The following is a 25,619-nucleotide window of genomic DNA, read 5'->3' on the forward strand; positions in this document are numbered from 1 at the left end:
GGGGGCTGCATCATCGGTACGATGCGGCCCCCCGCGCGGGGGCGTCCTCCCGTCGGTCAGACGGTCGAGGTCGAGGTCGAGGTTGGCGTTGGGGTTGCCGCCGTGTCGAAGGCATGGGGGTATGCCTTCGTCGCCTGCGTCAGACTGAGGTAGCCGGCCGCCACATCGCGTCGAACCAGCGCCTCTGCCCGCTCGGCCGCCTGGCCGTTACCGCCGCCGCCCGGCAAGTCCAGAACGAGACGCCGTCCCGCCGGCATCGGCTGCTTGCCCTTGCCGCGAAGCGTCGTGCCGTCGTCGAGCGCAACACGCCCAGCCGCGCCGGCGCCGCCGCCGTTGTGGCCGCGTGCCGGATGGTCCACCCGATCGAACATCGCATTGAGACTGAAGCGGTAGCCTTCGCGCGCGCCGATCTCGATGTGCTGCCCGAGCCCGCCGCGCCAGCGCCCGACGCCTGCCGAGTCGGGGCGAAGTTCCTTGCGCCAGATGACGATGGGACCGACGCTTTCCGTCACCTCGACCGACATTGCATGCACACCGCTCGGGAAGGCCGTCGCGCTCATGCCGTCGCGATTCGGGCGCGCGCCCGTGCCCCCGGTGTTGAACATCAGCACCTCGAACTGGCGATGACGTGTCTCGTCGGTCACGCCTTCGAAGCGCATCTGCAAATTCCACAGTGCACTGGCCCCTTCGGCCGGCACCACGTCCGGGCATAGCGGCTGAAGTGCGCCCAGAATGACGTCCGGAATCAGGTGGCCGAGCACGTGACGCACGGACACCGGGCACGGCCGCGGCGCATTGAGGATGCAACCCTCGGGCGCGGTGATCTCGAACGGCAGCAGCGAGCCCCAATTGTTTGGAATTTCCGGCGCAATGGCGCATTTGAGCGCGTAGCACGCATACGCCTTGGTATAGGTCAGCGGCACGTTGATGCCATAGCGGCTGGTTCCCGACGTGCCCGCGAAGTCGGCACGCAGCGTGTCGCCGTCCGCTTGCACGCACACACGCATCGTCACCGGGCTTTCGTAGCCATCGACGGTCATCTCGTAGCGCTGCGCGGCGTTGCGAATCGCGGCGATACGTTCGCGCGTCGCCCGTTCGCTGTGCGCGAAGATGAACTCGGCGAGCGTTTCCAGATCGGCCAGCGCGAACTCGTCGAGCATCGATTGCAGCCGGCGGCGTCCGGTGTCGTTGCACGCGGCCAGCGACTGGAAGTCGCCAACAACCTGATCGCGCTCACGTACGTTGGTGCGCAAGATCGCGATGAGGTCCTCGTTGAGTACGCCACGCTTGTACAGTTTCATGGGCGGCAGGCACAGACCTTCTTCGAACACGTCCCCCGCATCCGGGCCGAAGCCGCGCCCGCCGATGTCGACCACGTGCGCGGTCGACGCAAAGTATCCGATCAGGCGCCCGGCCCGAAACACCGGTGTGACGACCGTGATGTCGTGCAGGTGTCCTGTGCCCATCCAGGGATCGTTGGTGACGAGCACGTCGCCATCCTGCACGCCTGACTCGCCGAAGATGCGCACGAAATGCCCCACCGACTCGGCCATGGAATTGACGTGCCCCGGCGTGCCCGTGACCGCCTGCGCGATCATGCGGCCCTTGCGATCGAAGACCCCGGCGGACAGGTCGCCGGCTTCGCGCACGCTGGTGCAAAATGCCGTGCGCATCAGCGTGACGGCCTGTTCTTCGACGACCGAGATCAGGCGGTTCCACATGATCTGGTGATGTACGGCAATGGCCTGGCTCATTTCACGGCTCCTTCGACTTCGATTTCACGTACGGCGTGCAACGCGCCGGTGGGGGCGCCTTCGCGGCATTCGACCAGCAGGCAATCGTCCTGTTGGCGGGTGACCCGGTAATCCGGGCTGACATAGGTGGATGTTTCGCGCTCGACGACGATCAGTGGACCGTCGATGGCCACCCCGTGCGGCAAGGTGTCTCGCGAATGGATGGCGCAGCGATGGGGCCGCCCCGATTTCGCGTCGAACACGTCGCGCCAGCTCAGCGGCTCGACTTGCGCTTTGGCGGTGCCGGAGGCTGTGGAGGCGGTAGACGCTGTAGGGGCAGGTGCGGCCACCACGGCCGGCATGGGCGTGCGCAGCGACAACGACCAGCTCACCACTTCGACATCCAGCCCATCCACCTCATGGCCGAACAAGGCGACGTAGGCTGCGACAAAGCGCTCGCGCAGCATCGCCGGACTGGTGGCGTCGAAACGCTGTGCGGCGACATCGATGGGGATCTCCCACCCCTGCCCCGCGTAGCGCATATAGGCGCGCAGTTCATGAACGACGTCGCCGTCGTGGCCCGCGTCGCGCAGGAACGCACTGACCTCCGTTTCCATCTCGTCGAGCAGCGCATTGACCGTTGCCGGCTGGAATTCGCCCAGTCGCATCACGGCGCTGCGCAACGACTCATAGGAGAACGGCGCACGCAGGAACCCGATGGCCGACCCCACGCCCGCACCTGCCGGGACCAACAGACGGCGGATGCCGAGTTTTTCGCACAGCCGCACGGCATGCAGCGGCGCCGCGCCGCCATAGGCGATCATCGTGTACTGCGCGAGATCGCGGCCGTTCTCCACGGCATGCATGCGCGCGGCGTTGGCCATGTTCTCGTCGACGACTTCGGCCACGGCGTAAGCGCCCTGCACTGCGTCACCGCCCAGCGGGCCGGCCACATCGTGCGCCATCGCGGCGACCGATGCATTGCGATCGAGGCGCATGCTGCCGCCGGCGAAACGTTCCGGATCGAGTTTGCCCAGCAGCAGGTCGGCGTCTGTCACCGTCGGGCGTTGTCCCCCCCGGCCGTAACACGCCGGTCCCGGTTCCGATGCCGCGCTCTCCGGTCCGACACGCACCTGACGCAGATTGTCCACATGGGCAATCGAGCCACCGCCTGCGCCGATCTCCACCATCTCGATCACGGGAATCGAGATCGGCATGCCGCTGCCCTTCTTGAAGCGATACGTGCGGGCCACCTCGAAGACGCGCGCCGTTTTCGGCGTGTGGTGTTCGATCAGGCAGATCTTGGCCGTGGTGCCCCCCATGTCGAACGACACCACGTTCTCCTCGCCGTAGCGTGCGGCGACGTCGCTCGCATAGATCGCGCCGCCTGCTGGGCCGGATTCGAGCAGGCGCACCGGGAACGCCGAGGCGCTGCCCAGCGAGATGAGCCCCCCGCCCGAGTGGATGAGGTATAGCGGGCATGTCATGCCCGCCTCGGCCAAGGCGCCCGACAGACGGTTCAGATACGACGACATCAGCGGCTTGACGTACGCGTTGGCGCACACCGTATTGAAACGCTCGAACTCGCGGATCTGGGGCGAGACTTCGCACGACAGCGAGATCGACAGGTCAGGCAGCGCCTGCGCGATGCGCTCGCGTACGGCGCGTTCATGCGCGCCGTTGCGATAGGCGTGCATCAGTCCGATGGCAACGCTCTCGAACCGGCCATCCCGCAACTGCTCGATCACGGCATCGACATCGGTCATCGACAGCGGCGCCAGTTCGTCGCCGTTGGCGTCCAGGCGGCCCGCCACGGTGAAGCGGTCCTGACGGGCGATCAGCGGCGGGGGCAGTTCAATGCCCAGGTCGTACTGCTCGAAGCGACCTTCGGTGCGCATTTCGATGACATCGCGAAAGCCGGTCGAGGTGACGAAGGCGGTGCGCGCGCCACGGCGCTCGATCAAGGCGTTGGTGGCGAGCGTCGTGCCGTGAATGATGGTGCCGATGTCGGCCATGGCGATGCCCGCCTCGCGTGCGGCGGCCTGCAGACCTGCCACGATGGCCCGCTCGGGCTGCGTGTAGTCGGTCAGGACTTTGGCGGTGTACAGGTGTGCGCCGCATTCGAGCGCAACGTCGGTAAACGTTCCGCCGATATCGACGCCCGCACGGATGATTGTCTTGCTGTTATCCATATTTCGATGTCGTGCCCAGAGTGGACGGAAAGCCCCGTCGATCCGAGTGGATCGTGGTGGACTTCCCTTTCGAAATATGATCTGCGATGCCTCCCGGCACGCACAAACAAGAAATTTGATGCGCGAGAGCAAGCCTGACTAGGCCAGTGAAAACCCTTAGCCGTCGGCGTGCGGCGCAGCCATGGAGGGGCGATCACGACACATTGCCACGAAGATGCACAGATCTCGACAGTGCCGCGCGCAATCCGCCGGTATCGTGCCGAACATGATTCGCCGCCGTTTTGCCCTGCGAACCGGGGCGATCCGGCGCCCCCTATCGCTGTGAAGCATCTACGAGGCCTATCGAATGCCGATGAATACGTGGAAGAAGTATTGGGATTTGCGCACCCGGGAGTGTCCCTGCGACGTGCACTTTGTCGAATGGCTGGAATCGGTGGGTCTGAGCGGCGCACGAATCTACCATTTCGGCACCGGAGGCCATCACCACGTCGGCGTGGAGTGCGCGCAGGCGCACTTGAACAACACCGTGCTGGGCATCACGGCGTCTGCGAAGGAGTACAAGTCGTACATCGATCTGGTCACGCGGCGACCGGAGATCAGCAAGACCTACGTCGCGTACTTCGGCGACATTTACACGAGCCATCCGGCGCTGCTGCCCATGTTCGACGTCGTCACCCTGTTCCACCTGTGTGAGTTCCGCGACGAGTCGAACAGCCGATACGGCGCGATGACGGACGAATCGCTACTCGATCTCTTTGCGCGCCACATCGCGCCCCACGGGCATTTGCTGTTTTACAAAGGATCGTCGGCGTACCAGTTGGCGATGCCGATCATCGCCAACTGGTCGAAAGATCCGACCTTCGTCGAGATCGGCGACTTCAAGACGTTACGGATTTTTCAGCGGATTGGCTGATCCTGCAATCTCTCGATCCGGTCGCGGCCATAAGGGGGGCGACCGCGTTCATATCATGCGTTACTCCCCGTTTTTCAGTCTCGTCAACGCGTCGATCATGCAAACGAAAAGGGCTACGAGACAATTCGTAGCCCTGCTTTTCTCGCGAAATATCCGGCGGCGCACCGGGGGTCAGCACGTGCGCCGCGCCGATCTCACAGCGCCATATCCGGCACTTTTTTCACCACCCCGGGGTTCGCCATCGGTGCGGCGGCCGGCGCGACACCGTCGAGGCTCGGCGGCGCGATCGCCAGTTGCAGCGTTTGTGCCGTCGTCGCCCATTCCGTGGCGAGCAGATCGGGATGCTCGTTGAGTTTCTTGCCGTAGCTCGGCACGATTTCGCGAATCTTCTGCTGCCACGCGGGCGTTTTCATCTGTTCGGGGAAAACACGCTCCAGCAGCGACAGCATGATCGCCGGCGAGGTCGAGCCGCCCGGCGAGGCGCCCAGCAGCGCGGAGACCGAACGGTCGCCCGACACCACGACTTCCGTGCCGAGCTTGAGCACGCCGCCCTTCTCCGGATCGTTCTTGATGATCTGCACGCGCTGACCGGCTTCCCACAGACGCCAGTCTTCGTCCTTCGCTTCCGGCATGTAGTGACGCAACGCCGCCATTTTTTCCTCGTGCGACAGCGCCAACTGCTGGGCGAGGTACTTCACCAGTGCGAACTCGTGAACGCCGACCTGCAACTGCGGAACGATGTTCGACGGGGTCGCCGCCTTGGCCAGATCGAAGTACGAGCCGTTCTTCAGGAACTTGCTCGACCACGTGGCGAACGGTCCGAACAGGATGACCTTCTTGCCGTCGAGCACCCGCGTATCGAGGTGAGGCACCGACATCGGCGGCGAGCCGGTATCGGCCAGACCGTAGACCTTCGCGAGATGGCGCGATGCGATCTCGGGCTTTTCCGTGACGAGGAATTCGCCGCCGACCGGAAAGCCGCCGTACTGCTTCGCTTCGGGAATCCCGGACAACTGGAGCAGCGGCAGGGCCGCGCCGCCCGCGCCGATGAACAGGTTGCGCGCGTCGACCGTCTGGATCTTCGAGCTGTCGTTCATGTCGAACGCAGACACGCGCCAGGTGCCGTCCTCGTTACGCGTGATGGAGCGAACTTCGTAGCCGGTCGTGAGCTTCACGCCCGCCTTAGCGGTCAGATGCGAATAGAACTGGCGCGTGATTTCGCCCAGATTCACGTCGGTGCCGAGCGGCGAACGCGTGGCCGTCACCACCTCGTCGGGCTTGCGCCCTTCCATCATGATCGGAATCCATTCGGCGATCTTTGCCGGGTCGGTCGTCATCTCCATGCCGGCGAACAGCGCAGACGCCTTCAGCGCCTCGACGCGCTTGCGAATGAACTCGCGGTTTTCCTCGCCGAACACGAGGTTCATATGCGGCGTCGAATTGATGAACTCGCGCGGATTGCCGAGCACGCCCTGGCGCACCTGATGCGACCAGAACTGGCGCGAAATCTGGAAGTTCTCGTTGATGTTGATGGCCTGGGTGATATGGACGTTGCCCTTATCGTCCATCGGCGTGTAATTCAGTTCGCAAAGCGCCGAATGGCCCGTGCCGGCGTTGTTCCAGCCGTTCGAGCTTTCTTCCGCGACCTTGTCCAGGCGCTCGAAAACCTCACACGTCCAGTCCGGTTGCAGTTCCTTCAGATAGACGCCGAGGGTCGCGCTCATGATGCCGCCGCCAATGAGCAGCACGTCGACCTTGCGGTCCGCCTTCGCAGCACGGTACTGGCTGCCGAAGAAGTACGAATAGCCGCCCCATACGGCGGCCGCGCCGACCGCCGCGGCGAGGAACTTGCGTCGGGTGAAAGGCTTGCCGCCGCGACCAGGCGCCGTCTTGTTGTCCGTTTGCGTCATGGGAGTCACCCTCAAAAATAACGTCTGGCGTCGTCGGATCGCTCTGACGCGGCGCTTGCCGGCGTCGATGCAGCCCGAAAGACGCAATATGTCTGCACATCGGCGAATTGGGAGATCTCACACGCCGAGCGTTTCGAAGCGCGGATTGTAACGCAAACTCACAAAACTCTAAGTGGAAACCCTAGGATGAAAGGGGGTCGGATACGTATTCGCCAGGCAGGATTCCATTATCGGCGGTCACTGCGACGCGCCTGGCGATCCTCCCAAGGTTGACGCGGCCAGCCGATCGAGCACCATACCCACGAACGTTTGTGTGACCGGCGGCAATGTCCGTCCCCGTTTTTTGATCAGCGCGATGGGACGCGAGAACGCGTCGTGGTCGATCGGACGCACCCGCAATTGCGGTTCCGCTCTGACTTCACGCGCCGACGCCGGCAGGATCGTGACACCGAGCCCTGCGCGCACCATGGCGACGGCCGTCATCATGTAGGTGGGCTCGCAGGCAATGGCCGGTGCGCATCCGCCACTGGCGAACGCACCGTCCACCACGGCCCGCACGCTGGTGCCCTGTGCCGTGAGCACCAGCGGCACGGCGGCCAGATCCGCCAGCGCAAGGCGTTTGCGCCGCGCGAGTGCATGTCCGGGCGGCAACACGGCAACGAGATGATCGGCGCCCGCATACAGCACGTCGAAGGCCGGGTCTTTCCACTCGCCGCCGGTCAGGCCGATGTCGACGTCTTCGTCGCGCACGAGCGCTTCGACCACGCCAGCGACGGCGTCCCGGATGTAAAAGCCCGCGCGCGGCACGGCCACATTCATCTGCTGAATCAATTCGGGCAATTCACTGGCGGCGAACGTCGGCAAACAGGCCATGCGCACCGTGCCGCTGGCGCCGTCGCCCAGCGCCCGGGCATCGATCAGCACATGCTCCATGTCGTGCAGCGACTTCGCCAGCACGGGCAACAGCTCGCGTCCGGTCGGGGTGAGCGCCACGTTCCGACTGTTGCGGTCGAACAGACGCACGCCCACCGTCTCCTCCAGACGCCGGATCTGGACGGTCAGTGCCGGTTGCGACAAATGCAATTGCGTGGCGGCACGCGTGAAGCTGCCGTGCCGCGCCACGGCGATAAACGCCCGAATGTCCCGCAGGTTCAGATCAATTATGGTTTGTGATTGCTGCAATCAAATCATTTCAATTGCGTTATCAAAGCCGTCAACTTACGCTCCATCGCATTAAAAAACAACATTGGAGACAAGCACATGCTGCCGTTACTGGGGCTGGCTACCATCGTCGTGCTGCTCGGCGCGATCCTGTCGAAACGCATGTCGCCGCTCGTGGCGCTCATCATCGTGCCGATCGTGGCGTCGCTCGTCGGCGGCTTCGGCTTCCAGACGAGCAAGTTCGTGCTCGACGGCCTGAAGAGTCTCGCGCCCGTCGTCGGCATGTTCGTCTTCGCCATTCTGTATTTCGGCACGATCACCGATGCCGGCACGCTCGACCCGATCATCGACCGGATTCTCAAGGCCGTCGGCACTCGCCCGACGCGCATCGTCATGGGCACGACGCTGCTCGCCCTGCTGATTCACCTCGACGGGTCCGGCGCCGTCTGTTTCCTCGTGACGATTCCCGCCATGCTGCCGCTCTACGACCGTCTGGGCATGGATCGTCGCGTACTGGCCGCGGCCGTATCGATGGCCGCCGGCATCAACTTTCTGCCGTGGACGGGGCCGATGATTCGCGCGTCGGCGTCGCTGCATCTGCCGGTCTCGAGTCTTTTCAATCCGCTGATCCCGGTCCAGGCCATCGGGCTGGTTTTCGTCTTCGGCATGGCGTACTGGCTCGGCCGGCGTGAAGAGAAGCGTCTGGGGCTGACGGCGGCGAGCGGCGCGATCCCGATGCCCAGGCGCGAACTCTCGCCCGAGGCGCAAGCGTTGCGCCGCCCCGGGCTGTTCTGGTTCAACATCGTGCTCACGCTGATCGTGCTCGGCACCATGGTGGTGATGGGCGAGAAGATTCCGCCGGCCATCATGTTCATGGTCGGGCTGTGCGTGGCGCTGCTCGTGAACTACCCGGACGTCGAGATGCAGCGCAAGCGCATTGACGCCCATGCCCGCGCCGCGCTCATGATGGCGGGTATCCTGCTCGCCGCCGGTGTCTTCACCGGGGTGATGCAGGGCAGCGGCATGCTCAAGGCGATGGCGCAGGCGGCCGTAGGCTTCGTGCCGCCGGGCATGGCCAGCCACATTCCGGTGGCGCTGGGCCTCGCCTCGATGCCGCTGAGCATGTTGTTCGATCCCGACTCGTTCTATTTCGGCGTGCTGCCCGTGATTGCGGAGGTCGCCGGCCAACTCGGCGTGCCGGCGGTGCATGTCGGTCAGGCTGCGCTGCTCGGGCAGATGACGACCGGCTTTCCGGTGAGCCCGCTCACCCCTGCGACGTTCCTCGTGGTCGGTCTGTGCCGCATCGATCTCGCGGACCATCAGAAATTCACGTTCCCGCTGTTGTTCGGCGCGTCCATCGTCATGACGATCGCCAGCGTCGCGCTCGGCGTGTTTCCGCTTTGAATATCACCTGCACGACGCGCAGTCATCGCCCTGGGTGCGCGCCCCCTTTTTCCATGGACCTGAACGCATGACAGGCAAGCCAAGCTATCCGTCGGGCCGCACCGTGAGGATCGGCGCGGGCGCCGGCTACTCCGGCGACCGCATCGAACCGGCGGTCGAACTCGCCGAACACGGCGCGCTCGACTATCTCGTTTTCGAATGCCTCGCCGAGCGCACCATCGCCATCGCCCAACAGGCGCGTCGTCGATCGCCCGAGCACGGTTACGATCCGTTGCTTGAAGCGCGCATGACGGCAGTGCTACCCGCCGCGCTGCGCAACGGTGTGCGCATCATTTCCAACATGGGCGCGGCCAATCCGCTTGCTGCGGCCCGCAAGACGGCCGAGATCGCGCGTCGGCTGGGACTGGGTAACGTCAGAATCGCTGCGGTAACGGGCGACGACGTGCTCGATGTCGTGCTCGCGGCCGACGCGACGTTCGAGGAGACCGGCGAGCATGTCGCCGCGTTTCGCGAACGCATCGTGTCTGCGAATGCCTACCTGGGGGCGAGCGCGATCGTCGAGGCGCTCGCTGCCGGTGCGCAAATCGTTTTGACGGGGCGCGTCGCCGATCCGTCCTTGTTCACCGCGCCGTTGATCCACGAATTCGGCTGGCGCATGGACGACTGGGACACGCTGGGTCAGGCGACGGTCGTCGGTCACTTGCTGGAATGCGCGGGACAAGTCACAGGCGGCTACTTCGCCGATCCGGGCTACAAGGACGTGAAGGACCTCGCCAGGCTCGGATTCCCCATCGGCGAGGTGTCGTCGGACGGGGCGGTCGTCATCACGAAAGTCCCGCAGGCCGGCGGACAGGTGACGCCTGCGACATGCAAGGAACAATTGCTGTACGAAATCCACGACCCTCAGCGCTATCTCCAGCCGGATGTCGTCGCAGATTTCTCGCAGGTTGGCGTGGAGGAGGAAGCCCCCGATCGCGTCAAGGTCGTCGGCGGGCGCGGCGCGCCTCGCACGGACACACTCAAGGTATCGGTCGGGTATGTGGACGGGTTCATCGGCGAGGGGCAAATAGCCTACGCGGGACCGGGGGCCGTGGCGCGCGCTCGCCTGGCCGCCGATATCGTGCGCGAGCGCCTCGCAATCACCGGTGTGGCGACGAGCGAGCTTCGCTTCGACCTGATCGGCATGAACGCGCTGCACGGCGAGACGGCCGGGACACGTCACGCCGAACCTTACGAGGTGCGGGTGCGCGTGGCCGGACGTACCGCGTCGGCACAGGAGGCCATGCGTATCGTTAACGAAGTCGAGACGTTGTACACGAACGGTCCGGCGGGCGGCGGCGGAGCGACCAAATCGGTGCGCGAAGTGCTCGCCGTTCAATCCGTTCTGCTCGGGCGAGAGCACGCCAGGCCAACATTCACTTTTGTGGAGGCGCAAGATGAAGCTGCGTGAACTGGCGCATTCGCGTACCGGTGATAAGGGCAACACGCTCAATGTCTCGCTCGTGTGCTTCGACGCGCGGCACTATGCGCACCTGCGCGACGAAGTGACGCCCGAGCGCGTCAAAGCGTTTCTGGGCGACGTCGTGCGCGGCGAGGTCGTGCGTTACGAACTGCCGAATCTGGCCGCCTTCAATTTCGTGCTGGGCAAGGCGCTCGGCGGCGGTGTGACGCGCTCCCTCGCGCTCGACGCGCATGGCAAATCGCTCAGTTCCGCCTTGATGGACCTCGATATCGCGGCGCCGGCCTGACGGAAGATGGCGACCCGGATTCGGCCGCCCTCTTCCCCCCTGCGCCGCCTCCCATGCGCGCGCACCGGGACGTGCGTCTTACAGACGTTGCACCTGCACCGGCGCGCCCGGCTTGCCGTCGACTTGCGGCGCCACGACCAGATAGCGACGCTTGTCGGTCGGGCGCTTCGCGTCTCCCGCATCGGGCGACACCACCTGACGGATCGCACCGATGGAGTTCACGATGGCCGAGCCTGCCGGGTTCGTCATGAACGACGCCAGCGCCTGCAAGTCGCCGCTGCCGTCGGCGTTCTCCGAGAGCGCCAGCACGTACGGCGACTTGGGCGTCAGGCCGGTGACGGACGCTTGCAGCACCTGTACCAGCCCCTGATCGAACAGCGTCACGCTGGTCGGCGCATGGGCCGTGTTACCGCCCGCCGGCGCCAGCGTCAGATGCGCGGCTCGGCCCGCGACCCCGAGCGGTTGCAAATTCTCCAGGCCATCGCCCTGCGGCACCGCATTGGGCACGTAGGCAATGGCTTGCGGCGCCTGCCCGATGGGGATCGTCGCGACGACACGCTGCGACGACGTATCGATGGCGGCCAGCGCATCGGCGTTCTCTAGCCCCACATACACGCGCGATCCGTCCGCCGACGGCCAGACCCCATGCGGCAGATTGCCCACATCGATGGTCGCGATCTGCGAGAAGTCGTCCGTGCGGAAGACCTTGACCTGATTGAGACCGCCGATGCTCACATAAGCCAGCGTACCTGCTGACGTATGCGCGAAGTTCACGTGATTGGTGATCGGGCCGGTGTCGATCGTCTTGATGAGCGCGAACGGCGGCCGCGCGTCGAACACTTGCGTGCGGCCCACGTCCTTGAGGGTGAACCACACTTGCTTGCCGTCTGGCGTGGCGGCGATATTCGGGCAGAAGGGACTCTCCTGTTTGACCGTGCCCACGATGCGGTGGTCCGCGACCGAGACGACTTTCGTCTCCGGATTGAAGGACGAGCAGATGTACCCGTATTTGCCGTCGGGCGAGAAAATCTGCATGCCCGGGCCGGCCGGCGTGACGATGCGCGTTTTTTCCTCGAAGGTCGTCGCATCGAGCACGGCGACATAGTTTTCGCCGCGAACGGTCACCCAGACTTCCTTGCCGTCCGGCGTATAAAACGCCTCGTGGGGCGAGCGACCCACGTAGGTCGTGTGCTTGACCGTATTGGTTTGCGTGTCGATGAACGTGACGGAATTCGAGCCGATGGAGACGACCGCCAGCGTGTGGTGATCGGGCGAGAAGCCCATGCCATGCACGAGCACCTGGCCGCGATACAGCGGGCTGAAGTTGCCCGGTGACGGATCGCCCAGACGGATCACGCCGAGCAGTTTGTTATCGACCGTATCGGTCACGGACACCGTGTTGGAGAACTGCTCGGCGGCGTACAGACGGTCTCTGTGGCTGATGGGGATGTCCGGCGACGACAGCGCGCCGGGCGCCTGCCCGGCGTGTGCCGGGGCGATCGCGAGCGGTGCGACGAATGCGGCCACAGGCGTGGTCAGTTGCACGGCCAGCAAAGTGGCGCGTGCGATGGCGGACAAGGGTTTGCGAATCATGGGGTCTCCTGAGAACGATTCACGTGAGCATGCGAGCGCGATGGAAGGCGCAGACGCGCGCGGTCCGTCGCATGAGTCGGGATATCGGCGATTTACTCGCCGTGGTGGTGGTGCATCGCGGACACCGCGCCGGCCGGCGACGAGGCATCGCGCGCCGCCCCTGTCGGTGCGGGCGCCGAAGGGGGCAGCGGTTGCCCGAGCGCGATGCGCATGGCAATGATTTCCTGCTGCTGTTCGACGATGATTTCCTGCGCGATGCGGCGCAGTTGTTCGTTCTTGCCGTAACGCAGTTCGGCCTGCGCCATGTCGATGGCGCCCTGATGGTGGGGAATCATCATCGCGACGAAATCGTGGTCGATGTCGCCGCCAGGCTTGACGGTCATGTCTCGCATCATGCGATCCATGGCGACGTCGTTCTCCTGAAGGAAGGCCGCTTCGTCCGGGGACGGTGCGGCGGGTGAGGCATGCGCCAGGGGCGGTGTCGCGACCACCGCCGCGACGGCGAATGACACCGCCGCCGACGCTGCGCTCAGCCGGTGGCGTAATGAAGTGTTGCGAAAACGTGAAACGGATAGCATGGCCGCCCTCTCGATATCTCCCGCACATGCGGGGTGCAAAGGGGTATACACGGCCGGAAGGGGTTCTATTCCGTGCGCGGGGCGCGCTTCACGTCTTTCGGAAATGCTCGGTGGTGGCGGGAACAGGCGCGTGGGGATAGGCGCGTCGGAATAAACGACGTCGGGAAGTGTGTCCCCGCGCCGGTGGCTGAGGTGCTGAGGTGCTGCGGTGCTGCGGTGGGCGATACGCTGCATCCGCAGCACCGTCGACAGAACGTGACGCTGGCCGGCTGGACGGTTGTCCGGTCCTTCGGCCGATCACACGATCACATGATCAAAACGTCGCGTCGAACGCTTTCTGCACCCTGTCCGATGCGCTGACGCCGTTACCGATGAGCAATTGCGTGAGCACGCGCGCTTTTTGCGGGTTCAGATCGTACGAGACGACAAACCCCGTCTTGTCGTCGGAGACTTCGACGTTGCGATTGACGAAGCCGCTTCCGACCCGCGACGACCGGACGACGACGACGCCCTGCTTCGCTGCCGCTTCCAGTGCATCGAGCGCGGTTTTGCTCGCGTTGCCGTCGCCGACCCCCGCGAGCACGATACCCTTGGCTTTGCGCTTTACGGCGTCGTCGATCTGCGTGGCATCCATGTCGGCATGGGCGTAGACGATGTCCACCCGCGGCAACCCGCCGCCGGGTACGGCCAGTGGGGCTTTACGCGCGTTCGGCGCCGGTGACAGATACCGGACCGAGGCGGGGTCGACGTAACCCACCGGGCCGCTGTTGGGGTTGCCGAACGTCTGCACGGACGTGCTATGCGTTTTCGTCACCCAACGCGGACCGTGAATCGTGTCGTTCATGACCACGAGCACGCCGCGATTGCCGGACTGCGGGCTGGCGGCCACCTTGACGGCCTCATAAAGGTTGCCGGGGCCGTCGGCGCTGACTGCCGTGCTCGGGCGCATCGATCCGACGAGCACCACGGGCTGGCGGGTGCTCAGCACATTGTCGAGGAAAAAGGCCGTCTCCTCCATCGTGTCGGTGCCGTGGGTGATCACGACGCCGTCGGCCTCATTGCGATCGAATGCCTGTTTGATTCGGTCTGCCAACTGGTACCAGACCTTGCTGTCCATGTCCTGCGAGCCGATGTTCGAGATCTGCTCGGCCTTGAGGGTCGCCAGCTTGTCCAGTCCGGGCACGCTGGCCGTCAATTGCTCGCCCGTGACGCCGCCGGCGTTATAGCCGATGGCCGAGCGTGCATCGCCGGTGCTAGCGATGGTGCCGCCGGTGGCGAGGACGAGAATGCGCGGCTTGGCCGCAGTGGAATCGGCCGCTGTGGCCGTAAGGGGATAACTGCCGGCGCTCAGGGTCAGCGCGGCGAGTGCCATCGTATGCATCAGGACTACTCGAGGGGGCTTCGACGTCGTCATAGTTCGCTCCAATTTTGTAGTTTGTCGAACATCGCGCAGACGGCAAGCGCGATGCCCGACATATTGACGAATTTGGTGTTGGGAGGAAAGCCTCTTGACGACAGGCCGAAGGTTGTGTTCGAAATCGCTGCCCGTGCGCGGCGGTGCTATGCTGGAAATGCGTTCGTTCGCATCACTTCACGTCTGATGGAGGACGTCATGACGGAAACCGACGTGCTGGCCATTGAACAGCGGGCGACGGCGCTCGTGCATGCGCAGGTGCTGGGTATGCTGCTCGCTCACATCAACCATCTGGACGGCAAGCCCGATGCGGCGTTCGACCGGTTCAGGCAGGCAGCCATGGACGAAATACGCCGCTCGCTGATCAAGCGCTGCGGCGCTTCGTCCCGGGAGCACGACGAGCTCGACCTGCTTTTCGCCGCCCTCTCGCGCGCGTCCGACGATGTTTTTCGCGTCGCCGATCATCACAATGCGAGATTCTTCCGGCAGTTGCGCGAGCGGAAAGTGGCCGGCGAGCCTGCGCTGGATTGACACATGGGGCGAGCCTTCGGGCTACGCCTAGCGGTCGTCGACCCAAGCCTTGGCAAGTTCCGTGGCGGTGTCGAGCGCGGCTCTTTCGTCATGTTGGATCGTGCCGCCCATCTGGCTCAACCGGTGATCGCGCAATATGCCGTCAGCGATCTTCAGGACCTCGGCCATGCCGCGCCACCTCCCGTCAGGGGCAGGCACGGCGGTGCAGACGATTCGGAAACCTTTATAGGAAAACGACAACATTGCTGCCATGTCAGACGGCTCCTCACATACTGCATGCCGGCAGGCCAGTCCTTTGTCGTTAGTGGCCCCTGCTCGGCACTGCGATTTGCTTATTGCACGAAAAACGGGCGCATGAATGCGCCCACCCATGACGCCGGTAAAACGATAAAGCAGAATTTTGGAATGAAAAAGACTGTTTTTTCGTACAGTCCGGAATGGCCTTCACGGACGACGGCGCGGCTGATTTGCCGGCGCGCCGGCCGCGTTTTTCAATACCGATCGTACTTCTCCACGAACGCCTGCGCGCTCAGCGCCCGGAAATCCGCCAGAGCGGCGTCCAATTGCGCCGGATTCCAGTCCCACCAGGCAATCGCCTGCATCCGCTCGGCGGTGCGCTCGTCCATGCGAAACTTCAGGACCCGGCCGGGCACACCGACGACGATGGCGTACGGCGGCACCTCCTTCGTCACGACCGCACCCGAGCCGATCGCCGCCCCCGCGCCGATACTCACGCCCGGCATGATGATCGCGTTGTGCCCGATCCATACGTCGGGGCCGATCGTGACGGCATCCTGCGCCCGCCAGTCGAAGATCTCGGCATCGTCGTCGAGCGACATGCCGTACGAACGGGAGCGATAGGTGAAATGATGCAGCGTCGCGCGCCACATCGGATGATTCGACGGATTGATGCGAACGCCCGTGGCAATGTTCACGAATTTGCCGATCTGCGCATGCGCGATCTGGTTGGTCCCCATCGCGTAGCCGTAATCGTAGATCGACGACGCGCGCACCGACGAATTCGGCCCCAGATACGTGAAGCGCCCGAAATCGCTGTCGCGAACGAGCGACGTCGGATCGATCTCCGGCGTCTCGCTCAGTACACGAGCCCGCGTCCACGGATCGACACCTTCCCCGCAATTTATACGTTGCATACCGCGTTATCCTCCATGCACCAGAACGAACGCGACGATCCGCAGACACGATACTGTCCGATCGTCGACAAGATTTATCGCCGGGAGCCCCTGCAAGCCTGCAAGCCACCGTTGTTCGGGCACCCGCCGGCAACGGCAGCGCCGCGTTGAATGGCTTTCAAGCGTTCCCCCGGCGTTGTACGACGGGACGGTGAAGACATGGCTGCGGAGTCCAGGAACGGGATATGACGCCACCGCGATGCACCTGTCTGTACGTCTATACGTATCAACGGCCAAAATTATCTGCGACGAATATGACGGTTCTGTATTTCGACACGGCAAAGTCACACATCCATCACGGCTTGCGCACTACAATGCGCGCGGAACAATGAATATTTGAAGTCCGGGGGATGACGTCGCGATGACAGCGAGCGGGAATGTGGTGCCGATGGCGATGGGGAGTGATGGTGCCAACGGTGGCGCTAACAGTGGCGTCAATTCGGCGCGAGTGGAGCGCGGCGCGGGTGTGGCGGTCTGGCGTCAGATCGAGCAGATTCTGGCCGGGGAGATCGCCGCGAACGGTTTCGGCGACGAGGGTCGTCTGCCCAGCGAGGGTGAGCTTGCCAGGCGCTTCGATGTGAACCGCCATACGGTGCGGCGCGCCGTGATGGGGCTGGCCGCGAACGGTCTTGTGAGCATCGAACAGGGACGCGGCACGTTCGTACAGCGCGGTGCGATCGATTACCTCATTGGCCGGCGCACCCGCTTTACCGAGAACCTGCGTCAGCAGCATCACGCAGCCGAGGGGCACCTGCTGTCGGCGGTGCGGCTTCAGGCCGACGCCAGCGTCGCGAAAGAACTGGCGCTGCGCGTGCGCTCCCCGGTCTGGCGTATCGAGTCGCTGCATGCCGCCGACGGCATACCGCTCACGTATGCCTGCAACTGGTATCCTGCCGTCCGTTTCCCCGACCTGCCGAGTCGGCTCGAGGAGAACAGCAGCATCACCCATGCGCTCGCCTCGTTGGGCGTGACCGACTATCTGCGCAAGTGGAGTCGCATCGGCAGTGTGTTGCCGGACACCGAGATCGCCTGGCGGCTGGGCGTCAATCGCCAGCAACCGGTGTTATGGGTCGAGAACGTCGACGTCGATCCGCAGGGCGTGCCGATCAAGTACGGCATTACGCATTTCGCCGCCGATCGGGTGCAATTGATGGTCGACACGTCAACCTGATCGAGCTGATCGACACACACGATTTCATCGACGTGCCGGACGCCGCCTACGCTCGCTGACACACGAGCGCGGGCCGGCCGGCGCTAACACCGGTCTGCGCGCTGCGCGCCCGTGTCGCGATCAGCATTGCCAGGACGCGGCCCGCTGAATGCCCTGCTTCCCGTATCGCTCCCGCGCCTGTGCAACGACATCCGCACCGATCACGCCGTCGTCTTCCAGGGCCTTGAGCGCAGCAAGCACGATGGAGACGCGGTCGACTTCGAAGAACGCCCGCAGCGCCTGACGCGTATCGCTGCGCCCGAACCCGTCGGTACCGAGCGTGACGTAGCGGCGTGGCACGAAGGCGCGAATCAATTCCGGCAGCGCGCGCACGTAATCGGTTGCGGCAACCACGGGGCCGACGCTTTGCGACAGCACGCGCGTGACATAGGGCTTGCGTGTCGCGTCGCCGTGGCGTTCGAGTCGTTCGGCCGCAATGCCGTCGCGGTGTAGTTCCGTGAAGCTCGTCACGCTCCAGACGCCGGCACGAACCGACCACGTCTCCTGCAACATTTTTTGCGCCGCCATCACCTCGGGCAGAATCGCGCCGGCGCCGAGCAGTTGCACCTGAACGCCTCGCTCGCCGCTGCCCTCGCCTTCGCCTTCGCCCGCATCCATCCGGTAGATGCCTTTGACGATGCCTTCACGGATCGCATTCAGATCGCCGCCCGGCACGGCGGGCTGCGCGTAGTTCTCGTTCATCGCGGTGATGTAGTAGAAAACGTCGCGCTGTTGCTGGATCATCTCGCGCATGCCTTCATCGACGATGACCGCCATTTCGTGGGCGAATGCCGGGTCGTAGGCACGGCAGTTCGGAATGGTGGAGGCGTTGAGATGACTCGTGCCGTCCTGATGCTGGAGCCCTTCGCCGCCGAGCGTCGTTTTTCCCGACGTCGCCCCGATCAGGAAGCCACGCGCCCGCTGGTCGGCGGCTGCCCAGATCAGATCGCCAATGCGCTGGAAGCCGAACATCGAGTAATAGATGTAGAACGGCAGCATCTGGAGATTGTGCACGCTGTAGGACGTGGCAGCGGCGATCCAAGACGACACCGCGCCGGCTTCCGAAATACCCTCCTCCAGGATCTGCCCGTCGATGTCCTCGCGGTAGTACAGCATCGATCCCATGTCTTCCGGTTCGTACAGTTGCCCTGCCGGCGAGTAGATGCCGACCTGCCGGAACATGTTGGCCATGCCGAAGGTGCGGGCTTCGTCCGCGACGATGGGCACGATGCGCGGGCCGAGCGTGTCGTCCTTGAGCAATGCCGTCATCATGCGCACGAGGGCCATCGTCGTCGATATCTCGCGACCGCTGTCGTCGAGCGCGAAACCGGCCCACTTGCGAATGTCGGGCACCGGCAGCGACGTATCGGCCATGCGGCGACGACGCGGCAGAAACCCGCCCAGCGCGGCACGCTTATCGAGCAGATAGCGCATCTCGGGACTGTCGTCCGCCGGCTTGTAGAACTTGAGGGCTTCGACGTCGGCATCGGAGAGCGGCAAGCGGAAACGGTCGCGAAACGCCTTCAGATCGTCGGTGTCGAGCTTCTTTTGCTGGTGAGTCGTCATGCGCCCCTGCCCCGCCGCCCCCATGCCAAAGCCCTTCATCGTCTTCGCGAGGATCACGCTCGGCTGTCCACGATGCGCCGCCGCCTGCGCATACGCCGCGTAGAGCTTGCGCACGTCGTGCCCGCCGCGACGCAGCCGGTCGATATCGGCGTCCGACAATTCGGCGGCGAGCGCGGCGAGCGCCGGATTCTGGCCGAAGAAACGCTCCCGGTTGTAGGCGCCATCGTTCGCGGAGAACGTCTGAAACTGTCCATCGACCGTATTGGCGAAGGCGCGCAGCAGCGCACCGGTCTTGTCGCGCGCGAAGAGCGGATCCCAGTCGGATCCCCAGACTACCTTGATGACGTTCCATCCCGCGCCGATGAAGTGCGCTTCGAGTTCGTCGATGATGCGTCCGTTGCTTCGGACCGGACCGTCCAGCCGTTGCAGATTGCAGTTGATCACGAACACCAGATTGTCGAGGTGCTCGCGGGCGGCCAACGACAGCGCCCCCATCGATTCGGGTTCGTCCATCTCGCCGTCGCCGAAAAAGCCCCAGACTTTACGGCCTTCGGTGTTGGCGAGCTTGCGCGCGGCAAGATAACGCATGAAGCGCGCCTGATAAATGGCGTTGATCGGACCGATGCCCATCGAGCCCGTGGGAAATTGCCAGAAGTCCGGCATCAGCCAGGGATGCGGGTACGAACACAGCCCCGGGCCGTCGATCTCGCGCCGATAATGTTCGAGATGCGCTTCGCTCAGGAACCCTTCCAGGTAGGCGCGCGCATAGACGCCGGGAGACGAGTGCGGCTGGAAATAGACGAGATCGCCCGAGCCTTGCGCGCCCCCCGGCTGGCTCGCACGGAAGAAATGATGGAAGCCGACTTCGAACAGATCGGCCGCCGAAGCGTAGCTGGCAATGTGCCCGCCGAGTTCGCCATAAGCCCGATTGGCGCGCACCACCATGGCGAGTGCATTCCATCGCAAGGCACTGGCGATCTTTTCTTCGAGTTCGAGGTTGCCGGGATAGCGAGGTTCGTCGCTCGCGGGGATCGAGTTCCGGTAAGGCGTGATCTGCGGGCGGTTCGACGTCACGCCCATCGACAACGCATGCTCGGACAGCCGGTCGAGCAAATACTGCGCGCGCGGCTTGCCGACGTAGCGCACGACACCGTCGAGGGCGTCCAGCCATTCCGTGGTTTCCTGCGCATCGGTGTCGTTCGGATCGATTCTCTGCCATCCGGCAAGGTGCGAAATCCGGCTTTCCCCCGACATATCCGTCATGACGTTTCTCCTTGATCTACTGCATTTATCGTTATCTGTGGTCGAAGATCATGGTACGCGTGAGGACGAAGAATAGGCCTCTGAATTGCAGCAAATCGCAGGCTGAGATAGGCTGTTTATTCCGAATTTCGACAAAAATGAGGAATTTTTCTACTGTGGCCAACTTACCCGGGCATCTGGACCGAACGGACATCGCGATCCTGAGCGAATTGCAAAAGGATTCGAGAATCACCAACGCCGAACTGGCCCGCGCCGTTCATCTGTCCCCCACGCCCTGCTTCAATCGAGTGCGCGCGCTGGAAAAGCTGGGGCTTTTCAAAGCGCGTGTGACGTTGCTCAATCCCGAACCGCTGGGACTGCACGTCAACGTGTTCATTCAGGTGCGTCTGGAGAAACAGGGCGAAGAGGCGTTGCTGAATTTTGAGCGCGCCATTGCCGAGCGGCCCGAGGTCATGGAGTGCTATCTGATGACGGGCGACGCCGATTACCTGTTGCGCGTGGTCATGCCCGACATGAAGACGCTGGAGCGTTTCATCGTGGACCATCTCACCAAGATTCCGGGCATCTCCAACATTCGGTCGAGCTTCGCGCTCAAGCAAGTCCGCTACAAGACCGCGTTGCCGCTGCCGACGGCTGGCCTGACGTTGGTCGAACCGGAGAATGGCGCCAAAGAGTGGACATGATCGCCACGCGCCACGACGCGCAGATCCATCCGCCGGGCTCAACGAATCGTGTAGACGCCCTCACGCGTCCATCGCGGTGCCTGCGTGTTTCGTGCTCGAGAACGCGCCGGTCCGACGAGGCGCAACACCTCGGTCTCCGATAATTTTTAGTTATCGGTGCGGTTGAAAACATGTCTTGGACGTGGGAATCGCGACATTCCAGAATCGTCGCGATCCCTCATGCCCCCGCATCGTACGGGGGTTTTGCTCATCAAGCACAAGTACAACCAAGGCAACCGCAATGCTCGATAAGTTAATGGAAGTCGCTGTGAGTCGATGGTCCGAACGCATTCGTCAGGACCTCGATCTTCCCGTTCGCCTCACACTCCCCCTCGACAAATCGTTTGACCTCGGCACCTTCGCATCGCCACGCGTGACCCTCCGGGTCAATCAGGCTGCCGCCATCCCCGCACTGCTCGAACCCTCACTGGACACGCTAGGCGAGGCCTATATTCGTTCGCACATCGATATCGACGGCGATCTGGCCGACGTGATGCGCGTGGCGTATGCCCTCGCCGGCGGGGCGGCAACGCGCCAAGGCGCGAGCGCCAGCCCCGTTACGAAGCTCGCGCGACGCTTTTCACACAGCAAGAAGGAAGACCGCGATTCGATTCAGTACCACTACGACGTTTCGAACGAGTTCTATCAACTCTGGCTCGATGAGCGGATGGTCTACTCCTGCGCTTACTTCGAGCATGGCGACGAGTCGCTCGACGCGGCGCAGCTAAAGAAGATCGATCACATCCTTAACAAGATTCGCATCGAGCCGGGCAATACGCTGCTCGATATCGGATGCGGATGGGGCGCGCTGGTCATCCGCGCGGCACAACGATTCGGCATCAAGTGCGTGGGCATTACATTGTCGGAGCGTCAACTGGCGTTGGGGCGTGAGCGCGTCGCCGCGCTGGGGCTGACCGATCGGGTCGAGTTGAGGCTTCAGGACTACCGCGACGTGACGGGCAGCTTCGATCGCATCACGAGCGTGGGCATGTTCGAGCACGTCGGTCTGGCGAACATGCAAGCGTACTTTACTGTCGTCGGGGAGTTGCTGGCGGACGGCGGCGTGGCGCTGAATCACGGCATTACGTCGACCGACGCCCTCAGCAGCGACACACCGTTCGGTGGTGGCACGTTCATCGACAAGTATGTTTTCCCGGCGGGTGAACTGCCCCATCTGTCGTTTGCGATTCAGGCGATGCAAAGCGGCGGACTGGAAGTGCTCGATGTCGAGAATCTGCGCCGGCACTACGCCCAGACGTTGCAGGAATGGACTTCACGCTACGAACGGCACGGCGACGCGATACGCGAGATGATCGGCGACATGAAGTACCGCATCTGGCGCGTGTATCTGGCCGGATGCGCTTATGCGTTCGAAGTGGACAACGTGGCCATCTTCCAGGTGGTCTGTCAGAAGGCGCGTCAGAACGCAGGGACGATTCCGCGAGCGCGCAAATACATGTATGCCTGAGCGCCCGATGGGCGTGTGAGTGGCAACGACGCGGCGCCCGGTCATCGGACACCGCGTCATCACCGCATCGCGGGACTTCGAGTGGGAAGTCGTCGCAGACGCAGACGCAGAAGAAAAGGCGTCAGTTCGCCATGACCGAGACGGCCTTCGTCACGAGGTAAGCCTCCATGGCTTCCGGGCCGCCTTCCGAACCATAACCCGAGTCCTTCACGCCGCCGAACGGCATTTCCGGCGACGGTGCGGCCGGCTGGTTGATCCACAGCATGCCGACTTCCATTTGCTGCGAGAGCAGATGCACGTTGCGGAACGACTGGGTGAAGGCGTAGCCGGCCAGACCGTACGGCAGGCGGTTGGCTTCGGCAATCGCGTCCTCGAGCTTGTCGAAGCCGCGAATGGCTGCGACCGGGCCGAACGGTTCGTTGTTGAATACGTCGGCTTCGAGCGACACGTCGGTCAACACCGTCGGTGCGAAGAAGTTGCCCGACGAGCCGACACGTTCACCGCCGGTCGCCACGGTGGCGCCGGTCTTGCGGGCGTCGTCGATCACGCGGCTCATTGCCGTGAGGCGGCGTGCGTTGGCCAGCGGCCCGAGGGTCGTGCCTTCGGCCAGACCGTCGCCCAGCTTCAGGCTTTCGGCGTGCTTGACCAGCGCTTTCGCGAATTCGTCCTTCACGCTGTTGTGCACAAGGAAACGCGTCGGCGAGATACAGACCTGGCCTGCGTTACGGAACTTCGCACCGCCGGCGGCCTTGACGGCCAGAGCGAGATCCGCGTCTTCGGCGACGATCACCGGCGCATGGCCGCCCAGCTCCATCGTGGCGCGCTTCATGTGCAGGCCGGCCAGCGAAGCCAGTTGCTTGCCGACCGGGGTCGAACCCGTGAACGTGACCTTGCGGATGACCGGATGCGGAATCAGATAGCTGGAGATTTCTGCCGGGTCGCCGAAGACGAGACCCACCACGCCCGCCGGAACGCCTGCATCGACGAACGCTTGCAACAGGGCGGCAGGCGATGCCGGGGTCTCTTCCGGTGCTTTGACCAGGAAAGAGCAGCCGCAGGCCAGCGCTGCGCTCAGCTTGCGCACGACCTGATTGACCGGGAAGTTCCACGGGGTGAAGGCGGCGACGGGGCCGATCGGCTCCTTGAGCACCGTTTGTTGTGCATTCAGATTACGCGACGGCACGACGCGGCCGTAGACGCGCATCCCTTCGTCCGCAAACCATTCGATGATGCCCGCGCCGGACAGCACCTCGATGCGGGCTTCGGCGAACGGCTTGCCCTGCTCCTGCGTCATCAGACGAGCGATCGAGTCTGCACGTTCGCGCAGCAGCGCGGCGGCCTTGCGCATCGTGACGGCGCGCTCGGCGGCCGGCACCTTGCGCCATACGGCGAAACCGCGTTGCGCTGCGTCGAGTGCGCGGTCCAGGTCGACAATGGCCGCATGGGCGACCTTGCCGATGACATTGCCCGTTGCCGGGTTGACGACGTCGAGCGTCTTGCCGCTGGCGGCATCGCACCACTCGCCGTTAATCAGAAGCCGGGTGTCTGTATATCCTGACGTAACCATATGAATTTCCTGAGAACAATTGGGCAATGGGGGGAGGTGCACAGCTCGTCCGCGCACCCCGGCGCGCTTGACATCGACGCGTCCAGCATCTCGCGGTAGTCCTCGGCAGAGGCGTCTCGCGGGTGGGGCTTGTGGCTGTTATCTTGCAGCGCACCCTCGATGATGCGCGGGAATCGCTCGCGAGTCACCCCCAGTTCCGCAAAACCGCCCCGAACATGGCGCTTTGCCGTCATTTCGGCGATCGCCGGACCGACGTCGCCTCCCGCGCCACGGCCCATCGCCCGGGCGAGACGGTTGAGCCCGGCGTCTTGCTGCATTGACGGCGATGCACGCTTGAACGCGATCACGGCAGGCAACAGGATAGCGTTGCGCGTGCCGTGACAGGGAGGTCGGTGCTGGCCGGGGGCACCCCGGTCTGCATCGACTTGCCTCAGGGATCGTGCCGACGACCGCTTCAGGCTGGGAACTCAGGCTGGGAATTCATGCGGGGAAGTCTGTCGACGCCGAAAGCGCCCGCCACGTTTGCGTTTCCTGCGTCACGTAAGCGTTCTTTGCGGCGATGGCGGCCAGCGTGTCGGTACCGAGCGCGAGGCGAAGGGGCGGAGCGGCGGCGTCGACCAGCGTCACCATGGCATCGGCCAGTTTCACCGGATTGCCGGGCTGCTTGTGATTCAGTTGCGCCGCCTTGCGACGCACGGCCCCCGAGGTTTCGTCATAGTCCTCGATAATCCGTGGGGCGACGACCAGCGACGATGCATCCAGGAAATCTGTCCGGAAGTAGCCCGGTTCGACCACGCTCACATGCACGCCCAACGGCGCAAGCTCCGTGTGAAGCGCTTCCGAAATGCCTTCGACCGCGAACTTGGTCGAGCAATAGACGCCGAAGCCGGCGGCGGACTGATAGCCCCCGATCGAGGAAATGTTGATCACATGACCCGACCGGTTCGCCCGCATGACCGGCAGCACGGCACGCGTGACGTTCAGCAAACCGAACACATTCGTGTCGTACATGCGTCGAACGTCCTCGTCGGCAGACTCTTCCACCGCGCCCAGCAGACCGAATCCTGCGTTGTTGACCAGCACATCGATGCGACCGAACCGGTCGAGCGTCGCCTGCACGGCGATCCTGGCTTGGGCTTCGTCGGTCACATCGAGCGCGACCGGCAACAACCCCGGCGCGTTGCCGAACCGCTCGGCGATCGTCCGCACTTGACGACCGGCGGCCACGACCGCATTACCGTCTGCGAGCGCCGCCTCGGCGATCAGTGCCCCGATGCCGCGTGACGCGCCGGTGATGAACCATACGCGCTTGAAATCCTGGTGTTGAACGTTTGCCATGGCGGCACTCCTGAATGTGTGGTGAGGTGATGCCATGGTAGGCGCGCCGATTGACACGAACTAGCCGTTCAATACTTGATGGATAATCAAGTGTTATTTGCGAATAAAGGTCTCG

21 protein-coding genes are annotated in these 25,619 nt (G+C 63.8%); 8 read left to right on the plus strand and 13 right to left on the minus strand.

From position 1 onward, the window contains the following. Window positions 1-56: 56 nt before the first annotated feature. Both PAN31108_RS00210 and PAN31108_RS00215 read right to left on the minus strand, forming a co-directional pair. Complete coding sequence (locus PAN31108_RS00210) at window positions 57-1,754, minus strand: hydantoinase B/oxoprolinase family protein (protein ID WP_150666909.1); 1,698 nt, start codon at window positions 1,752-1,754, stop codon at window positions 57-59. Next, window positions 1,751-3,925 carry a hydantoinase/oxoprolinase family protein gene (locus PAN31108_RS00215; protein WP_150666910.1) on the minus strand — a complete coding sequence of 725 codons (2,175 nt, stop codon included), beginning with the start codon at window positions 3,923-3,925 and terminating at the stop codon, window positions 1,751-1,753. Before PAN31108_RS00215 ends, PAN31108_RS00210 begins: the two co-directional genes overlap by 4 nt. 352 nt (window positions 3,926-4,277) lie before the next feature. On the opposite strand from PAN31108_RS00215, the gene PAN31108_RS00220 reads away from it, so the two are divergent. After that, entirely contained in the window at window positions 4,278-4,838 is a 561-nt protein-coding gene (locus PAN31108_RS00220) for a hypothetical protein (protein ID WP_150666911.1), read from the plus strand. Window positions 4,839-5,032: 194 nt separating this feature from the next. On the opposite strand, the gene mqo is transcribed toward PAN31108_RS00220, so the two are convergent. After that, on the minus strand, window positions 5,033-6,748 hold the full coding sequence (gene mqo / locus PAN31108_RS00225; protein WP_150666912.1) for a malate dehydrogenase (quinone): 1,716 nt from the start codon (window positions 6,746-6,748) through the stop codon (window positions 5,033-5,035). 237 nt (window positions 6,749-6,985) lie between these two features. Beyond that, a complete protein-coding gene (locus PAN31108_RS00230; protein WP_150667392.1) occupies window positions 6,986-7,909 on the minus strand; it encodes a LysR family transcriptional regulator in 924 nt (307 codons plus the stop codon). A gap of 99 nt (window positions 7,910-8,008) precedes the next feature. On the opposite strand from PAN31108_RS00230, the gene PAN31108_RS00235 reads away from it, so the two are divergent. From PAN31108_RS00235 to PAN31108_RS00245, 3 genes are all read left to right on the plus strand, one after another. Beyond that, complete coding sequence (locus PAN31108_RS00235) at window positions 8,009-9,313, plus strand: CitMHS family transporter (RefSeq protein ID WP_150666913.1); 1,305 nt, start codon at window positions 8,009-8,011, stop codon at window positions 9,311-9,313. Window positions 9,314-9,380: 67 nt separating this feature from the next. Continuing rightward, window positions 9,381-10,763: an acyclic terpene utilization AtuA family protein gene (locus tag PAN31108_RS00240; RefSeq protein WP_150666914.1), complete on the plus strand. Its 1,383-nt coding sequence runs from the start codon at window positions 9,381-9,383 to the stop codon at window positions 10,761-10,763. Continuing rightward, window positions 10,750-11,061 (plus strand): AtuA-related protein, encoded by a 312-nt coding sequence (locus PAN31108_RS00245; protein WP_150666915.1) that lies wholly within the window; start codon window positions 10,750-10,752, stop codon window positions 11,059-11,061. Before PAN31108_RS00240 ends, PAN31108_RS00245 begins: the two co-directional genes overlap by 14 nt. 78 nt (window positions 11,062-11,139) lie before the next feature. Here the strand turns inward: PAN31108_RS00245 and PAN31108_RS00250 are convergent, their stop codons facing one another. The 3 genes from PAN31108_RS00250 to PAN31108_RS00260 form a co-directional block, all read right to left on the minus strand. After that, window positions 11,140-12,654, minus strand: coding sequence for a YncE family protein (locus PAN31108_RS00250; RefSeq protein WP_150666916.1), 1,515 nt, complete (start codon window positions 12,652-12,654; stop codon window positions 11,140-11,142). A 92-nt stretch (window positions 12,655-12,746) separates the two neighbouring features. Continuing rightward, entirely contained in the window at window positions 12,747-13,232 is a 486-nt protein-coding gene (locus tag PAN31108_RS00255; protein WP_150666917.1) for a DUF305 domain-containing protein, read from the minus strand. 313 nt (window positions 13,233-13,545) lie between these two features. Further along, window positions 13,546-14,646 carry an asparaginase gene (locus tag PAN31108_RS00260; protein ID WP_217426268.1) on the minus strand — a complete coding sequence of 367 codons (1,101 nt, stop codon included), beginning with the start codon at window positions 14,644-14,646 and terminating at the stop codon, window positions 13,546-13,548. A 21-nt stretch (window positions 14,647-14,667) separates the two neighbouring features. On the opposite strand from PAN31108_RS00260, the gene PAN31108_RS00265 reads away from it, so the two are divergent. Beyond that, window positions 14,668-15,177: a hypothetical protein gene (locus PAN31108_RS00265; protein WP_150666918.1), complete on the plus strand. Its 510-nt coding sequence runs from the start codon at window positions 14,668-14,670 to the stop codon at window positions 15,175-15,177. A gap of 27 nt (window positions 15,178-15,204) precedes the next feature. Here the strand turns inward: PAN31108_RS00265 and PAN31108_RS00270 are convergent, their stop codons facing one another. Together PAN31108_RS00270 and PAN31108_RS00275 are read right to left on the minus strand one after the other, a co-directional pair. After that, window positions 15,205-15,429, minus strand: a complete 225-nt coding sequence (locus PAN31108_RS00270) for a hypothetical protein (RefSeq protein ID WP_150666919.1) — start codon at window positions 15,427-15,429, stop codon at window positions 15,205-15,207. 239 nt (window positions 15,430-15,668) lie between these two features. Continuing rightward, window positions 15,669-16,331 carry a DapH/DapD/GlmU-related protein gene (locus PAN31108_RS00275; protein ID WP_150666920.1) on the minus strand — a complete coding sequence of 221 codons (663 nt, stop codon included), beginning with the start codon at window positions 16,329-16,331 and terminating at the stop codon, window positions 15,669-15,671. A gap of 433 nt (window positions 16,332-16,764) precedes the next feature. Here PAN31108_RS00275 and phnF point away from each other — a divergent pair, with 433 nt between their 5' ends. Further along, window positions 16,765-17,541, plus strand: a complete 777-nt coding sequence (gene phnF, locus PAN31108_RS00280) for a phosphonate metabolism transcriptional regulator PhnF (RefSeq protein ID WP_150667394.1) — start codon at window positions 16,765-16,767, stop codon at window positions 17,539-17,541. A 120-nt stretch (window positions 17,542-17,661) separates the two neighbouring features. Here phnF and mdeB read toward each other — a convergent pair whose 3' ends face one another. Further along, complete coding sequence (gene mdeB / locus PAN31108_RS00285; RefSeq protein ID WP_150666921.1) at window positions 17,662-20,409, minus strand: alpha-ketoglutarate dehydrogenase; 2,748 nt, start codon at window positions 20,407-20,409, stop codon at window positions 17,662-17,664. A 137-nt stretch (window positions 20,410-20,546) separates the two neighbouring features. Between mdeB and PAN31108_RS00290 the strand changes: the two genes are divergently transcribed. Next, window positions 20,547-21,092: an Lrp/AsnC family transcriptional regulator gene (locus PAN31108_RS00290; protein WP_150666922.1), complete on the plus strand. Its 546-nt coding sequence runs from the start codon at window positions 20,547-20,549 to the stop codon at window positions 21,090-21,092. A 280-nt stretch (window positions 21,093-21,372) separates the two neighbouring features. Beyond that, window positions 21,373-22,599 carry a class I SAM-dependent methyltransferase gene (locus tag PAN31108_RS00295; protein ID WP_246183700.1) on the plus strand — a complete coding sequence of 409 codons (1,227 nt, stop codon included), beginning with the start codon at window positions 21,373-21,375 and terminating at the stop codon, window positions 22,597-22,599. 121 nt (window positions 22,600-22,720) lie between these two features. On the opposite strand, the gene PAN31108_RS00300 is transcribed toward PAN31108_RS00295, so the two are convergent. From PAN31108_RS00300 to PAN31108_RS00310, 3 genes are read right to left on the minus strand one after another with little or no spacing between them, the layout of a single operon-like run. Next, on the minus strand, window positions 22,721-24,166 hold the full coding sequence (locus PAN31108_RS00300) for an NAD-dependent succinate-semialdehyde dehydrogenase (RefSeq protein ID WP_150666923.1): 1,446 nt from the start codon (window positions 24,164-24,166) through the stop codon (window positions 22,721-22,723). After that, window positions 24,130-24,624, minus strand: a complete 495-nt coding sequence (locus PAN31108_RS00305; RefSeq protein ID WP_150666924.1) for a dehydroquinate synthase/iron-containing alcohol dehydrogenase family protein — start codon at window positions 24,622-24,624, stop codon at window positions 24,130-24,132. Before PAN31108_RS00305 ends, PAN31108_RS00300 begins: the two co-directional genes overlap by 37 nt. A gap of 22 nt (window positions 24,625-24,646) precedes the next feature. Further along, entirely contained in the window at window positions 24,647-25,504 is an 858-nt protein-coding gene (locus PAN31108_RS00310; RefSeq protein WP_150666925.1) for an oxidoreductase, read from the minus strand. Window positions 25,505-25,619: the final 115 nt, after the last annotated feature.

Origin of the sequence: Pandoraea anhela (assembly GCF_902459655.1) — a bacterium.
GTDB lineage: Bacteria > Pseudomonadota > Gammaproteobacteria > Burkholderiales > Burkholderiaceae > Pandoraea > Pandoraea anhela.